The organism is Wolbachia endosymbiont (group A) of Longitarsus flavicornis (genome assembly GCF_963931955.1).
In the GTDB taxonomy this organism is placed as follows: Bacteria; Pseudomonadota; Alphaproteobacteria; order Rickettsiales; family Anaplasmataceae; genus Wolbachia.
Map to the genome: position 1 here is coordinate 634,844 of NZ_OZ008337.1, position 14,758 is coordinate 649,601.

Here is a 14,758-nt window from a genome sequence, read left to right on the forward strand (position 1 = left end):
CAGTTTTAATTATGTATCAACCGAAAGGGAGGAGTTAATGAATAAAACAAAGTCTTTTGATATACCAAAGCAACTTATTTGTAGGGCTTATAAACAAGTATCGAAAAATAAAGGTGCGGCTGGTGTGGATGAGGTTTCGATAACAAAGTTTGAAGAAAATCTAAAAGATAATCTGTACAAACTATGGAATAGGATGTCATCCGGAAGTTATTTTCCAGAGCCGGTAAAAGCTGTTGCGATACCAAAAGATACAGGAGGGCAAAGAATTTTATGTGTTCCTTCAGTATTCGACAGGATAGGGCAAACGGCTGCTGCTATGTATCTAGAGCCGCTGGTAGAACCAAAATTTCATGAGGATTCATATGGTTATAGACCAAATAAGTCTGCACTGGATGCGGTAGATACAGCTCGTAAAAGATGCTGGAGGTACGATTGGACGATAGATCTTGATATATCTGGATTTTTCGACAATTTGGACCACGGCTTGGCATTGCAAGCTATCAAAAAGCACACAGACTGCAAATGGGTCATACTGTATGTTGAGAGGTGGATGAAAGCCCCCATTCAGCAAGCAGATGGCAGTAAGGTAGTTAGGGATAAAGGAGTTCCGCAAGGAGGTTCAGTTAGCCCAATCATCTCTAATATATTCATGCATCATGTGTTTGATATATGGATGAAAAAGAACTACCCGACAGTACCATTTGAGAGGTATGTGGATGATGCGATAGTGCACTGCAGAACAGAGAAACAGGCAGAGTTTGTGAAAGTAATGATCGAAGAAAGATTGGCTGAGTATAAGTTGAAATTGCATCCTGAAAAGACACAGATAGTGTACTGTAAGGATGACAATAGGAGTGGTGAATTTCCTAAACAAAGTTTTAATTTTCTGGGTTACACATTCAGACCCAGGTTAGCAAGAAATAAAATAGGGAAGTATTTTGTTTCATTTCTTCCAGCAATTAGCAACAAGGCCAAGAAAAAGATTACTACAACCATAAGGTCATGGAAAATGCTACGAAATACGCATATAACATTAGAGGAGATATCAGGAAAAGTAAATCCAATAGTCAGAGGCTGGTATCAGTACTATGGCAAATTTTACAGAACTGAAGTATACAAATCTCTAAAGAATATAGAGCGGCATCTAGAAAAGTGGGTGAAAAGGAAATATAAGAGACTCAGGAGTCACGGAAGACTAGCAAGACAATTTCTAGGAAAGGTGAGAAAGAGGTCTCCGGATATTTTCTATCACTGGACACTAGGGTTAGGCCAAAAGGCTGAATAATGGAAGCTGTATAAATCGAGAGGTTTACGTACAGTTTTGCGAGAGACTGGTGGGGAAGTTCCACTGGTCTACTCTCCATATGCCGATTAATGCTGCAATTTTTTTCTGGAAATTGAAGGGCAGTGAGCAGCATCAGCCATCCTCCCATACTTGAACCTATAATTATTTGTTTATCGCTAGTTAATTCACTTATCACTTTAGCACAATTTTTTTGCCAATCACTTATCGTATAATCAATAAAATTACCACTTGAATGACCGTGACCAAAATAATCAAATAGCACAAGTGCTATATCGTTTTCTTGGCAAAATTTGTAAATAGCAGTTGCTTTAGTTCCATCCATATTAGATGCAAATCCACCAAAAAAAACTACAGAAGCTTTCTTTCCTTGTAGCTTTCGATATGCTATGTGACCATTATTTCCATCAAACAATTTACAATAATCCATACTACTTTGGCAAAGCAACCGGGTTATCACTCAATTGACGCAAATAACTAACTAGATCTGCAATTTCTTGTGGATTGGAAATACCTGCAAATGCCATACGCGTACCTTTTATATAGGCTTTTGGGTTCTTTAAAAAGGCAAATAACTCCTCATATCCCCATTTTTCACCTTTTTCAAGCAATGCTTTTGAGTAATTGAATGAGTTGCCAAGATGGGCCTTTTTATTTCCAACTACGTTCCATAAGTTTGGTCCTACTTTATTCATTCCACCTTTCTCAAAACTATGGCAAGCTATACATTTTTTCGCTGCTGATTTACCTTTCTCAAAGCTAGCATTCTGCATGAGTACTCCAATATCGAGTGCCACTTGCTCGATTTTTTGCTGAGGTTCACTGCTGCCAGCAGCTACTATCGTTTGGTGTTCAATCTTATATTCCTCCGGACTGTAAAGCATATCAACTATATTACTGACTATCATAATGATTAGCCCAGAAAGTAAAATCGATGCTGCAATCTTATTAAGCTCCATAGTTAATTTTTATCAAGTAATGTTACTTAAATTATGCAAATATTTTTGCAAACAGCAACCAATTACCTTGAAGCTCGCTAAAGATGAAAGTCTCTATAACTAACCCAAGAAAGGTTTTCCTACGTCCATACCGCCGCGAACCGTCATACCGCGATTTATTCCACAACTGTACGAACGTTGCAATGTGACACGATGTTGCATAATAAATGATGTTATGCAAGTAGCTGACACTGGAATGAAAGCAGTCCTACGTCATACCGCGATTCATTCGCGGTATCTCTAGATCCCGCTAACAAGCAGCGGGATGACGGTTGTCAGGGTGTCATCCCAGTGTCCCTATGATGTCATCCCAGTGCCCAGACACTGGGATCCAGAAAAGTTTGCTTGTTCACAAGCAAACTAGCATGGAAAGTAGCTGATCTTACACTAAATGAATGTTTTTGATGAGGTTGCATAGAAGCTGGATTCCAGTGTCAAGCACTGGAATGACACCTCTCTTGGGCTCTTTTAGCTACAAACATTAAGAAATTTACCAAATAAAAAAAAGGCAAAAGAAGCCCTGGGGTTATTATCTGCTTTAAAATATTGGCGTTTTTTATGTTTTAAACGCTTGACAAGCAAGATTTAGCTGCTTTTAATTGCAACTAACCTATGCTACAAATGTTTAAGAAATTTACCAAACGAAAAAAAAGGCAAAAGAAGCCCCGTGGTTGGCTAATTACTTACATTATACTTTCAAGTATGGCGTTTTTTTATTCTAAACGTTTAATAACCGCGATTTAGCTGCTTTTAAGCCGCAACTAATCTAAATTATAAACGTTAAGAAATTTACTAAACAGAAAAAAAGGCAAAAGAAACCCTAGGGTAGCTAATTATTCACTATCCATTTTTTAAGTTGGCGTTTTTTGATGTTTTAAATGCTTTATAAGCGTATTTCAGCTTGAAAACCTAGAAATTTGATAAAGACATAGAGTGCACATAGTGCAAAAAATTAAACATGAGACGCCAGATACGTTGAGTTTTTTTGTCATTTAATCTGTACAGAGAAGATAAATAAATAGCTTCAGTCTCATGATAAGGGCGCTGGCGGAGTTTGTCAAGTGGTTTTTTAGCCACGTTTCCCTGTTATAATGTTCGTTTGCTTGACCTAAGATCCAGGAGTATTTAAACTGAACCCTATATAGTACTAAAAATGATAGGAAATCTAAGCGGAATAGTTGATGAAGTGCACAGTGATCACATAATCCTAAACGTGAATGATGTTGGCTATATGGTGTATCTTTCAGCCAAAACTTTAAATGCATGTTCCATCGGAAGTAGAGTTAAATTACTTATCGAAACCTATGCAAATAACAGAGAAAATGTCGCTCAGCTATATGGTTTTATAAGCAAAGAAGAACAGCAGTGCTTGAGGTTGCTAGTTAAAGTAAGCGGCGTTAGCTATAAAACTGCAATGTCAATTTTGGGCAAATTAACTCCAGAACAGCTATTTTTGGCAATTATGAATGAGGATAAAGTAGCACTCAAGATGAGTGGACTTGGCCTGAAACTCATAAATCGAATCATCACTGAATTAAGTGGCAAAGTGAGTAAATTAGAAATAAATAACAATAATTTTCATCCAATCAATGAAGATGCCCTTTCAGCATTGATCAATCTTGGGTATGAAAAAATGAAAGCTTATGATACGATAAAAAAAATACAAGACGAATCGTCAAATCTGGACACTAAGGATATTATTCGCATGGCGCTTAAGGAGCTCTTAACATTATGAAATCAATATCGTGCGGTAAAGAATATACTGAAGATGCGCGCAATATCAACATCAGACCTGAACAACTTGATGATTTTGTCGGACAAAAAGACTTAATACAAAATTTAAAAGTGTTTATAAACGCTGCACAGACGAGAACTGAAGCTTTAGATCATGTTTTATTGTATGGTCCCCCAGGACTTGGCAAAACAACTTTAGCACAAATTGTTTCTAAAGAATTAAGGGTCAGCTTCCGCGCAACTTCTGGTCCTTTACTTAGTAAAGCTGGGGACTTGGCTGCAGTGCTTACCACTTTAAATGCAAAAGATGTTCTATTTATCGACGAAATCCATAGATTAAATCGCAGCATCGAAGAAGTTTTATATACTGCTATGGAAGATTTTTGCTTGGACATATTAGTAGGTGAAGGTCCATCTACTCGCACTTTAAGGATAGATCTACCACCATTTACGTTAATCGGAGCAACTACACGGCTTGGATTACTTTCTGCGCCGCTGAGAGATCGCTTTGGCATTCCCTTACATCTTGAGTTTTATTCTTTTGAAGAGCTGGTTAATATTATAAAAAGAGGCGCGAGAGTTCTTTCTGCTGAAATTGAAGAGGATGCAGCACGGGAAATTGCCTGCCGTGCGCGCGGCACTCCAAGAATTGCTCTGAGATTACTGAGGAGAATAAGGGATTTTGTTGAAGTGAAAGATGATAAAAAAATCACTTATGAAGTCGCTGATTCTGTATTACTAAAACTGGGTGTAGATAAAATGGGACTTAATAAACTTGATATGCATTATCTAAGATTTTTATTCAACACCTCAGGACCCGTTGGAATTGACACTATATCTATTGCGCTATCTGAGGATGTTGGCAATATTGAAGAAACAGTAGAACCTTACTTAATCAAAATTAGTTTTGTAAAGCGCACACCAAGAGGACGCGTTCTAACTGACCAAGCAAAGGAGTATTTGAGCCTTTAACATAAAAAATTTTGCTGCTGTAGTTATACATTGGACTTCTTTCAAAATTCATGTATGGAGCTCAAAATTGTGAATTGCAGCAATCAAATTAAACCTTAAACCAAAACGTTTTCGTCGGTTTCTATACCTGTCCGAGATGATTTTAAACCTTTTCAATAAGCCAATTACGTTTTCAACAATTGCCCTTTGGCTCATAAGTGCCCTGTTCTCTTTTTTTTGTTCTTTGCTTAACGGATTCTTTTTCATTTTCCTGTGCGGTAATACAACATTTTTGTGTATCTTCTGCATTCCCCTGTAGCCGGCATCAGCTAAGATTTTGGTGTCCGGTAATATTGCTACCTTTGATTCTCTAAACATCCGAAAATCGTGTTTTCTACCATTCGAGAAAGATGTGCATATGACTTTTTTACTCTTCTTCTCTGTTACTATTTGTGTTTTTATAGTATGCCTTTTTTTCTTTCCAGAGTAGAAGGGCTTTTGCTTTTTTTTGGTCTCTCTACTGGCGTTTCAGTTCCGTCTATTACTAAAACTTCATATTCTACATCACTCTTTAATAGCTCTTTTTTTCCTGGTAATGCAAAATCTGGATGTTTTATTAATATGTCTTCTACCTATCTTATTATTTTAAAACTGTTACTTTCACTCATGCCATAGCTTTGCCCAATATGAAAATATGTACGATATTCTCTTATATATTCCAGTGCCATAAGTAGCCTGTCTTCTATGCAAAGTTTACTTTTTCTTCCACTTCTAGCTTTTTTTCTTTTATCCTCCACTTCTAGAATTTCTACCATTCGCTCAAATGTTGCTTTTTTTACCCCTGTTAAACGTCGAAACTTTTCTCCTTCTAACTTTTCTATTTCCTTATATTTCATGCTTTCAAATACTTCATCTTACACTCCCTCTAACAATTTTGAAAGAAGTCTAATAATGGCAATTGCTGACAACTTACCTCTCCATATTATTTAAAGCAATATCTAATAATAAAGAAAATAATGGAGTAAGTAAACTAAGACCTCTTTAAAAGCTTTAACGTGTGGTGCAAGTTAGCTATATAGCTAATTTTCCTACACCATACCGCCGCGGCGCTAACTAGTAGCGGAATGACGGTTGTCAGGCCAGTGCCTTCTCCTGTCATCCCTGTGCCTCTATGATGTCATCCCAGTGCTTGACACTGGGATCCAGATTCACCTTATGATAGTGTCATCCCAGTGCCCAGACACTGGGATCCAGGAAAGTTTGCTTGTAAGCAAGCAAACTAGCACAGAAAGTGGTTACAACATTTTCGATGAGATTATATGGAAAACTGGATCCCAGTGTCAAGCACTGGGATGACAAAAAAAGGAGCACTGGGATGACATCATCCTTTTTTTTGGATTCCAGTATCAGCTACTTGCATCTTGGGCTCTTTTAGCCACAAACATTAAGAAATTTACCAAACGAAAAAAAAGGCAAAAGAAGCCCTGTGGTGGTTAGCTATTTACTATGTACTAAAATATCGGCGTTTTTTAAGTCTTAAACGCTGCAATTTAGCTGCTTTTTAATGCAACTAACCTTAGCTATAAATGTTTAAGAAATTTACTAGGCAGAAAAAAAAGGCAAAGAAAACCCGTGGTAGCTAGTTATTACACTCTCTATTTTAAAATTTGACGTTGGGTGATGTCTTGAACGCTTTATAAGCGCGTTTCAGCTTATATAGGTAAAAACCTAAAAATGTTGTGAAGACATAAGGTGCACATAGTGCAAAAAATTAAACAATAGTACGCCAAATACAAGTTTTCTTGTCATTTTAATCTGCTGCAGAGATTGCGAAGTTAAATAAAATAGCTTCAGTTTCATGATAAGGAAGCTGGCGGAGTTTGTCAAGGAAGTTTTTTCGTTTCTATGTTGTCAGCTACCTGAATATTGATCATACGGGTTCCATCTGTTATATATAATCTTTTTGAATACGAAGAAAACTGATGAATGAGTATGATATTACAGTTATAGGTAGCGGTCCTGGTGGTTATATAGCAGCAATTAGGGCGGCACAGCTTGGGTTTAAAACTGCAATTGTAGAAAAAGAAAAAAATTTAGGCGGTATATGCTTAAATTGGGGATGTATACCAACAAAATCGCTACTTAGGGCGTCTGAGGTTTATAGGCTAATAAAAAGATCAAAAGAGTTTGGTATAGAAGTAAAGGAAGCGAGTTTTGATATACAATCAATAGTGAAATATTCAAGAAGCGTTGTTGATAAATTATCAAGTGGCGTTGCATATTTGATGAAAAAAAATAACATCAAAGTTCATCAAGGCTTTGGTAAACTTGCAGGCAATAGTACTATAAAAGTCGTTAGCGATAAGGAAGAACAAGAAATTGTTTCCAAGCATATCATTTTAGCAACAGGCGTGAGGGCACGGAATCTGCCTGGAATAGAGGCAGATGGAGATTTAATATGGAATGCACAGCACGCTATGATGCCGGGCAAATTACCAAAATCACTACTAATTATAGGGTCTGGTGCAATTGGAATAGAATTTGCAAGTTTTTATAGCACTTTGGGGGTTGATGTAACAATCATAGAGATAAAGAGCACTATTTTGCCGCTGGAGGATAAAGACATTTCAGATTTAGCACAAGAAATATTCACAAAACAGGGAATAAAAATATATACAAACAGTAGCGTAAAAGCTTTGACTAAAAGTAAAGACTCTGCTCAAGTGCTACTAAGTAGTGGTGAGAGCAAAGAATTTGATAGGGTGATTGTTGCGGTTGGAATTCAGGCAAATATTGAAAATATAGGTTTAGAAAATACAAAAGTTAAATTAAGCCCTTCTGGCTTTATTGAAACGAATGAATGGTATGAAACTAGTGAATCAAATGTGTATGCAATAGGTGATGTAGCTGGCCCACCATGTTTAGCACATAAAGCGAGCCATGAAGCCGTGATCTGCATTGAAAAGATTGCTGGTAAAAATGCTCATGCGTTAAAAAAAGAATGCATACCAAATTGCACTTATTCTCATCCACAAATAGCGAGCATCGGCCTTACTGAGGAACAGGCAATAAAAGGTGGGTATGATATAAAAATAGGAAAATTTCACTCTAACTTTAATGGTAAGTCTGTTGCACTCAGTGAAACTGAAGGGTTAGTGAAAACAATTATAGACAAAAAGACAGGCGAACTTCTGGGTAGCCACATGATAGGTGCAGAAGTAACGGAGTTAATTAGCAATTTTGCTCTTGCAAAGCAACTAGAAGGAACAGACTTCGACATAAAATCTACGATTTTTCCTCATCCAACCATTTCAGAGATGATACACGAATCAGTGCTTGCTGCAGATGATGAATCGTTAAACAGTTGAACTAACGTTCCATCGTTTTAGAGGTGTCAATGTCTTGAGTAGTAGTTTGATTAGGCGCTTTAGTTTCAATAGATTGATTACCACCAGCATCAGAGTTCTGTAACTCTTCTTTCAATCCCTTAGCTGCTTCTTTGACTTCAAGCTTTGCCTTTGGATGAAGATCTTCTGGGCCTTTTCCTTTAGTATCCAAACCTTGTTGTAGATTAGTGCTTTTCATTTTATTATGCTGCTCGTGCCCAGGTAGGTCAACGACCGAATTGAAAAGAATTTTTGTTATATTTTTTAGCAGTTCTAAAAAACCTCCGCTTCTGCCTTCTCTTTGTTCTTGAGGTTTATTTTTCTCATTAGGTTCTTTTTTACTATTACTTTTAGGCATTTTTAACTCAACTATCATAAAGCTTAATAAAATTCTACGTGCAAATTATTAAATAACAGTTAACAATCTAGGATTTATTATTTACAGATGGATATTATTTTAGCAACAGGTGGCACAGGCGGACACATTTTTCCAGCTATAACTTTAGCAAGAGCACTAAAGGCACAAGGATATAGTTGCATAGTATTTACTGATAAAAAAACAAATAAAAATACCGACATAGAAAGCTACACTTTACCATTACGTAGACCAAGCGGCAACAAATTTAAGTTTTTCCTTTTCTTGATATACAGCTCTGTGTTAGCACTGTATCAAGTAAGAAAATTAAAACCAAAATCGGTCATTGGTTTTGGTAGCTATGCTTCTTTTCCAACTCTTCTTGCAGCAAAGGTTCTTTCTATACCTATAATTTTACATGAACAAAACACAGTTTTAGGGAGGGTAAATAGATTCTTTTTCAAGAGTGCAAAATTAGTTGCAACCAGCTTTCCGGAGACTAAATATGCAGAGGGCAATAAATGTATTTTTACAGGAAATTTTGTTGATATAAAAGCACAGAGCCATTCTAGCACTGAGAAAGCCCTAAACATATTGGTCATAGCAGGCAGCCAAGGTGCAAATTTTTTTGATGATGTGGTAAGCAGCGTAATTTGTGATTTACCTATTAAAATGAAAAAGAAAATTAGAGTGACGCAGCAATGTACGAAGAAAAATGTAAACAAGGTCAAGAGTCTATACAAAAGTGAAAAGATCGATTGTGAATTAAGTGAATTTTTTAATGATATGGAAAATAGACTGGCCAATGCTCACTTGGTAATTAGCAGAGCAGGAGCAACTTCAATAGCGGAGATCACTCTTGCTGGGCGTTCTGCTATATATATACCTTATCCTTACTCAAAAGATAATCACCAATTTTATAACGCAAAATATATTGAAGATTCGGGAGCAGCTATGATAGTCGAGCAGAATAGTGAAGCAAAAAAAAATCTAACAGAGTTACTATTTGATTTATTAAGTGATTCTCAAAAATTGCGTGATATGACCAATAATACAAAAAAAACAGGGATAAAGAATGGGACTACCGAGTTTGTTAAGGTAATTGTTCACACAATGGCGTCAACTTAAGAGCCTCCATTAGCAAACTCTCCTAAAGACATGATGGCGTTTACCACTTTATCGCGACTGCCCTGGTCGTACCTTAACTTTAGCACGTATACTTGCTCTATCAAAAAGAGCTTGGAAGCTTTTTGGTGGATAATTCCCAATAAGTACTTGATAGAGTTTCTGTTTCATTACACCAAATAAAACTGAAAAATTTAAACGATATTCAGCAATTTGATCTGGGTGTATGGTCCCAGAGTGTGATGGTAACTTCTCATATATCATACCATCACACTCTGGGACCATACACCATAAGTGTTGAAAGTATCAAAAATAACGTGATATGAGATGATCAACGGCATCCTCCCGACAGTAAAACAATCGAACGTATAAAAGAGTCATTTAGATCCAATGTGAATTGCAGTAATGCTATTTTGAACCCATGTAGATTATTTTTGATTTTATAAACAAGAAATAACAAAGCCGATCATGTAAATATACACCTTCATGCCATTCATAGTATGGCTTAAAAAGTGCTTATATCCAAGATTTTGCTTTATAAATTTAAAGAACACTTCTATATCCCATCTGCGCCTATATAGCTCTGTTACTTCATAAGCTGGCATTTCAAACAAGTTTGTCAAAAACCATATTTCATCTCCAATTTTATTTCTGATTTTTATTAGCCGTAGATCATTGCCACTTTACCTCGTGCACGATAAAGATTAACTATTATATCTTCTAAAATCTCTGATCCATCCGATTTTTGTTCTCTTATAACTTTGTTCCTGCTTATAACATCATGTTTTCTTCCTACTTTAACTCTTGTGATAAATTTGTACTCCTTTTCATCAAATTCGGCAAAAGTTCCAACTTTTCTGATTCCTCTATCAAATAATAAAATATCCTCTTTTTCAACTTTAGCTTCATTAATTGCTCTCACTAATGCTATATCTTCACTACTTTCTTCTTGTCCTTTACAAAATCTTATACTTGTCGGCAATTGATCCTTTAATCCTACACTCACTTTAACTTGACTGTCGTTACTTTTACCGCCTATTTTTAGCCCATCTTTTATGAGATATCCCGATAAATTTATGATCGTCAAATCAAACTTATGTAAGTTATTTGATGTTTTTTGGGGTAATAGCTTTTTAATCTTGCTCATCAAATCAATATATACTCCCTTAAAATATTCTGGATTTATAACTTTTAACCTTTTTGACAAACCACTGTATGTTACTGTACTTTTATCGCTATTCTTATCCATTATACACCTGTTTATTACCATTTCTAGCGCTCTTAGGCTTGTTTTTTGCCCCATTAATATTAACTTCATTAGACCTTTAAATATAATCTTGCCCAACAATTTAGTATTACATTTATCTACTTCACTCTAGCCTTTCTAAATCCTCATCTTTTATTAAATTTAGTACTCTTTCTATCTGATCCATTATTGCCTCCATTTTCTTGCAATAATAGTTCTTTATGTCTTTTTTGTGTTACTTTCAACACTTATGGACCATACACCTAAGGATACAATTGTTCCGCTTTCCAATCGCTTCCCTCAACAAGGGTATATCTAAATCTAATATGCTTCCTATATTCACCTTCTTGCCAGAATTCGATTACTTTTGGTATTACACAAAATCCCACCCAAAAGTCAGGACGAGGGACCTTTTGATCATAAAATTCTTTATTCTTCAATTCAATAGCTTGCTCAAAATCTTGCCAATCTTTCAGAATGCTCGATTGTTTTGAGCACCATGCGCTAATTTGACTATCACGTGCTCGAGAAGAGAAGTATTTGTCAGTTCTTTCATCGTTTAGAAGTTTAACCTCTCCTTCAATTCTTACCTGCCTAGAAAATTCTATCCAGTGAAACACTAATGCAGCTTTAGGGTTCTCGGTCAATTCTTTTCCTTTTCTACTATTTACGTTAGTGAAGAACACGAAGCCTTCTTTACTATATTCCTTTAGTAATACCACTCTTGCAGATGGAATGCAGTCTTTGCTACACGTTGCTAGCGTCATTGCAGTTGGCTCTTTACACGAAACTGCTTTGTACCACTTTGAAAACAAATCAAACGGATCTTTTTCAGGTGAAAATGTCATATTCAAAAATAAAATTTAATTCTGACATGCATTGCAAAAATAAGTGCTACGACCATTTTGCCGTATAAATGTTATGATATTATTGCAAATCTTGCAAGGTTTTTGAACTTTACCATATACGTAAAAGTTATTTTGAAAGTATCCAGCAGATCCAGATGGCTGTGCATAATCTTTCAGTGTTGAACCGCCTGCAGCAATTGCATCACTCAGAGTATTTTTTATTTCAGCAGTAAGTTTTTCGCACTCTCTATAGGTCAAGTTTTTTGCTGACCTGAGTGGTGATATGCGAGCTCTAAACAAGCTCTCAGAAGCATATATGTTGCCTACGCCAACTATTAATTTATTATCCATTAATGCTGATTTGATATTCACTTTTTTGTTTTTCAGCAACTCCTGTAAATAGTCTCCACTGAATTCATCTGTGAGGGGCTCTATTCCGAAATCATCAAAAAAATTTACTTCTTGTTCTTTATTTAAGACAATGACTAATCCAAATCTTCTTGGATCATTAAAGATTATTGAAGTATTATCAGAAAATAAAAATACCACGTGATCGTGCTTATTCCGCATTTGATCGTGGTCAGCATATATAAGCTTTCCGCTCATGCCAAGATGTATGATTACAGCCATACTATCATCTGTATTCCAGATGGTATACTTACCTCTACGCTTGATGTTGCGTATGACTCTGCCCTTTAGCATATCATCAATATTTTTTGTTATTGGGGCACGTAAATTCCAATTATTAACTATAACATTGCTAATTTGCTTGTTTTTAATTTTATCAAGCAAAAAATTAGAGATTATTTCCACTTCCGGTAGTTCTGGCATGATACCTCCTTCAAAACTTAAGTTTCTGATGGTAATTTTGTCGTTAAAGCTTCCTCAAATACATTCGAGTATTCTGCGGTGCTTTCTCCTAAAAATTCCTCACCACAAACGAGTTTTGAAAGGGTTCTCTGTCTACTCTGTTGCTGCTTTTTTCTTTTCAAAATATTTTGCTTTAAAGCTTTCGCTAATCTTTTTTTCTCCTCTTCTTTTTCCTTATTCTTTTTTATATTATTCATTATCATTATATACAAATCCTGCCGTTATAGCTCAGGTGGTAGAGTACGTCATTGGTAATGACGAGGTCCCAAGTTCGAGTCTTGGTAACGGCACACTGATTACACTTATAATATTGCATAACTTGTAAGCAAGGCTTAGAAGAAAGTTACAGAGGTAAGTTGTCATGCTTTTTCCATATCCTTTCTACTTTCTTGTTTTTGAGTAGCTCTAATGCTTTACAAAAGTGATGCCTTGTTTTACTTGGCACTATAATGTCATCAATGTATCCATATGATGCAGCAAAAAATGGATTAGCAAATTTTTCTTTATACTCTTTAATCAGTGTTTGCTGATCTTTTTCGTGTCGAAATATAATTTCAACTGCACTTTCAGGGCCCATCACAGCTATTTCAGCAGTTGGCCAGGCATAATTTATATCACCTTTTAGATGTTTTGAATTCATAACAATGTATGCACCACCATACGCTTTTCTAGTGATAAGGCTAATTTTCGGCACGGTCGCTTCAGCGTAAGCGTAAAGCAGTTTCGCTCCGTGTTGTATTATATTATTGTATTCTTGATTTGTACCCGGCAGAAATCCTGGAACATCAATAAGTGTGATGATCGGAATGTTAAATGCGTCACAAAACCTTACAAACCTTGCAGCTTTTCTTGAAGAATCAATATCCAAACATCCTGCAAGGTGCATAGGTTGATTTGCAACAATACCAACAGTATTTCCTCCAATTCTACCAAAACCAATTATGATATTACGAGCAAAGTCAGGTTTTAACTCAAAAAATTTCCTTCCATCACAAACTTTTTCAATGAGTTCATACATATCATAAGGAGTATTAGGATTGGTAGGAATTAGAGTGTTTAAGGATTCATCGATGTCATTGCAGATTGGTGCAGATTTTGGTGATTCTTGATTATTTGCTGGTAAGAAAGTAAAGAATTCACGCATTTCTAGCAGCATTTCAACATCATTATTGAATGCAAAATCCGCTACTCCTGTTTTGCTTGTATGAATTTTTGCTCCACCAAGGTCTTCGAAACTTACATCTTCGTAGGTAACCTTTTTTACTACATCTGGTCCGGTTATAAACATGTATGAACTATTTTTCACCATGAAAGTAAAGTCAGTTAATGCTGGGGAATAAACAGCCCCTCCTGCACATGGACCCATAATTAAAGAAATTTGTGGTATAACACCCGATGCATTTACGTTCCTTTGAAAGATTTCTCCATAACCAGCAAGAGAATTTACTCCTTCCTGAATTCTGGCTCCACCAGAGTCATTTAGTCCGATAATTGGAACCCTGGCATTAATTGCCATATCCATAATTTTGCATATTTTTTTTGCATGTGACGTACCAAGTGACCCACCAAAGATAGTAAAATCCTGAGAATAAACAAAAACTTTTCTGCCATAAATAGTACCATGACCAATCACTACTCCATCACCTAAAAAATTAGCATTTTGCATACCAAAATCAGTTGCGTGATGTTTTACGAATTTATCGTATTCTTCGAATGAATTTTCATCAAGCAATATACTGAGTCTTTCTCTAGCAGTTAATTTCCCTTTTTTGTGTTGTTTGGTAATCCTGTCAGAACCACCTCCTTTTTCAGCTTCTAGTGCTTTGGTTTTTAGATTTTCTAGTATTTTAAAGTCTTGCATACAATAAAGTAGTTTTTAAATTAGTTGTAGACCTTAATTAAGCTTACAAACTCTACTACTATATACATACACTATTGCTAT

The 14,758-nt window shown here is 35.9% G+C and carries 15 protein-coding genes, 1 tRNA gene and 2 pseudogenes; 7 read left to right on the forward strand and 11 right to left on the reverse strand.

Translation table 11 applies throughout. The features are described 5' to 3' along the window. Positions 1 to 37: 37 nt before the first annotated feature. Entirely contained in the window at positions 38 to 1,285 is a 1,248-nt protein-coding gene (gene ltrA / locus AABM58_RS03135) for a group II intron reverse transcriptase/maturase (protein WP_338405985.1), read from the forward strand. Here the strand turns inward: ltrA and AABM58_RS03140 are convergent. Beyond that, positions 1,179 to 1,718: an alpha/beta fold hydrolase gene (locus AABM58_RS03140; protein WP_410529774.1), complete on the reverse strand. Its 540-nt coding sequence runs from the start codon at positions 1,716 to 1,718 to the stop codon at positions 1,179 to 1,181. The two genes, ltrA and AABM58_RS03140, sit on opposite strands and share 107 nt — an antisense overlap. Before the next feature lie 16 nt (positions 1,719 to 1,734). Then, the gene (locus AABM58_RS03145) at positions 1,735 to 2,262 is read right to left on the reverse strand and encodes a c-type cytochrome (RefSeq protein ID WP_338406312.1); all 528 of its coding nucleotides are present in this window, start codon (positions 2,260 to 2,262) and stop codon (positions 1,735 to 1,737) included. A 1,192-nt stretch (positions 2,263 to 3,454) separates the two neighbouring features. Here AABM58_RS03145 and ruvA point away from each other — a divergent pair. Both ruvA and ruvB read left to right on the forward strand, forming a co-directional pair. After that, entirely contained in the window at positions 3,455 to 4,036 is a 582-nt protein-coding gene (ruvA, locus tag AABM58_RS03150; RefSeq protein ID WP_338406313.1) for a Holliday junction branch migration protein RuvA, read from the forward strand. Then, complete coding sequence (ruvB, locus tag AABM58_RS03155) at positions 4,033 to 5,007, forward strand: Holliday junction branch migration DNA helicase RuvB (protein WP_338406314.1); 975 nt, start codon at positions 4,033 to 4,035, stop codon at positions 5,005 to 5,007. Before ruvA ends, ruvB begins: the two co-directional genes overlap by 4 nt. A gap of 48 nt (positions 5,008 to 5,055) precedes the next feature. On the opposite strand, the pseudogene AABM58_RS03160 reads toward ruvB, so the two are convergent. Continuing rightward, positions 5,056 to 5,882 (reverse strand): annotated as a pseudogene (locus AABM58_RS03160) (IS5 family transposase). Positions 5,883 to 6,117: 235 nt separating this feature from the next. Between AABM58_RS03160 and AABM58_RS03165 the strand changes: the two are divergent. Together AABM58_RS03165 and lpdA are read left to right on the forward strand one after the other, a co-directional pair. Further along, on the forward strand, positions 6,118 to 6,342 hold the full coding sequence (locus AABM58_RS03165; RefSeq protein WP_338406315.1) for a hypothetical protein: 225 nt from the start codon (positions 6,118 to 6,120) through the stop codon (positions 6,340 to 6,342). A gap of 626 nt (positions 6,343 to 6,968) precedes the next feature. After that, entirely contained in the window at positions 6,969 to 8,354 is a 1,386-nt protein-coding gene (gene lpdA, locus AABM58_RS03170; protein WP_338406316.1) for a dihydrolipoyl dehydrogenase, read from the forward strand. A gap of 1 nt (position 8,355) precedes the next feature. On the opposite strand, the gene AABM58_RS03175 is transcribed toward lpdA, so the two are convergent. Continuing rightward, positions 8,356 to 8,748, reverse strand: coding sequence for a hypothetical protein (locus tag AABM58_RS03175; RefSeq protein ID WP_338406317.1), 393 nt, complete (start codon positions 8,746 to 8,748; stop codon positions 8,356 to 8,358). A gap of 69 nt (positions 8,749 to 8,817) precedes the next feature. On the opposite strand from AABM58_RS03175, the gene murG reads away from it, so the two are divergent. After that, positions 8,818 to 9,855 carry an undecaprenyldiphospho-muramoylpentapeptide beta-N-acetylglucosaminyltransferase gene (murG, locus tag AABM58_RS03180; RefSeq protein ID WP_338406318.1) on the forward strand — a complete coding sequence of 346 codons (1,038 nt, stop codon included), beginning with the start codon at positions 8,818 to 8,820 and terminating at the stop codon, positions 9,853 to 9,855. 48 nt (positions 9,856 to 9,903) lie between these two features. On the opposite strand, the pseudogene AABM58_RS03185 reads toward murG, so the two are convergent. The 6 genes and pseudogenes from AABM58_RS03185 to AABM58_RS03205 all read right to left on the reverse strand — a co-directional run. Then, positions 9,904 to 10,080: pseudogene (locus AABM58_RS03185) on the reverse strand (IS4-like element ISWosp8 family transposase); the annotation flags it as partial. Positions 10,081 to 10,292: 212 nt separating this feature from the next. Next, positions 10,293 to 10,514 (reverse strand): transposase, encoded by a 222-nt coding sequence (locus AABM58_RS07855; protein WP_353278117.1) that lies wholly within the window; start codon positions 10,512 to 10,514, stop codon positions 10,293 to 10,295. Continuing rightward, positions 10,514 to 11,155: a hypothetical protein gene (locus tag AABM58_RS03190; protein ID WP_338406319.1), complete on the reverse strand. Its 642-nt coding sequence runs from the start codon at positions 11,153 to 11,155 to the stop codon at positions 10,514 to 10,516. The genes AABM58_RS07855 and AABM58_RS03190 overlap by 1 nt, the downstream gene beginning before the upstream one ends. 206 nt (positions 11,156 to 11,361) lie before the next feature. Beyond that, positions 11,362 to 11,946, reverse strand: a complete 585-nt coding sequence (gene pdxH, locus AABM58_RS03195; RefSeq protein ID WP_338406320.1) for a pyridoxamine 5'-phosphate oxidase — start codon at positions 11,944 to 11,946, stop codon at positions 11,362 to 11,364. Between the two features lie 15 nt (positions 11,947 to 11,961). Next, entirely contained in the window at positions 11,962 to 12,777 is an 816-nt protein-coding gene (gene mutM / locus AABM58_RS03200; protein ID WP_338406321.1) for a bifunctional DNA-formamidopyrimidine glycosylase/DNA-(apurinic or apyrimidinic site) lyase, read from the reverse strand. Between the two features lie 17 nt (positions 12,778 to 12,794). Further along, the gene (locus AABM58_RS03205; protein WP_338406322.1) at positions 12,795 to 13,013 is read right to left on the reverse strand and encodes a hypothetical protein; all 219 of its coding nucleotides are present in this window, start codon (positions 13,011 to 13,013) and stop codon (positions 12,795 to 12,797) included. Positions 13,014 to 13,033: 20 nt separating this feature from the next. On the opposite strand from AABM58_RS03205, the gene AABM58_RS03210 reads away from it, so the two are divergent. Next, positions 13,034 to 13,106 (forward strand) — tRNA-Thr (locus AABM58_RS03210). A gap of 53 nt (positions 13,107 to 13,159) precedes the next feature. Here AABM58_RS03210 and AABM58_RS03215 read toward each other — a convergent pair. Beyond that, a complete protein-coding gene (locus AABM58_RS03215; protein WP_338406323.1) occupies positions 13,160 to 14,677 on the reverse strand; it encodes an acyl-CoA carboxylase subunit beta in 1,518 nt (505 codons plus the stop codon). Positions 14,678 to 14,758 lie beyond the last annotated feature (81 nt).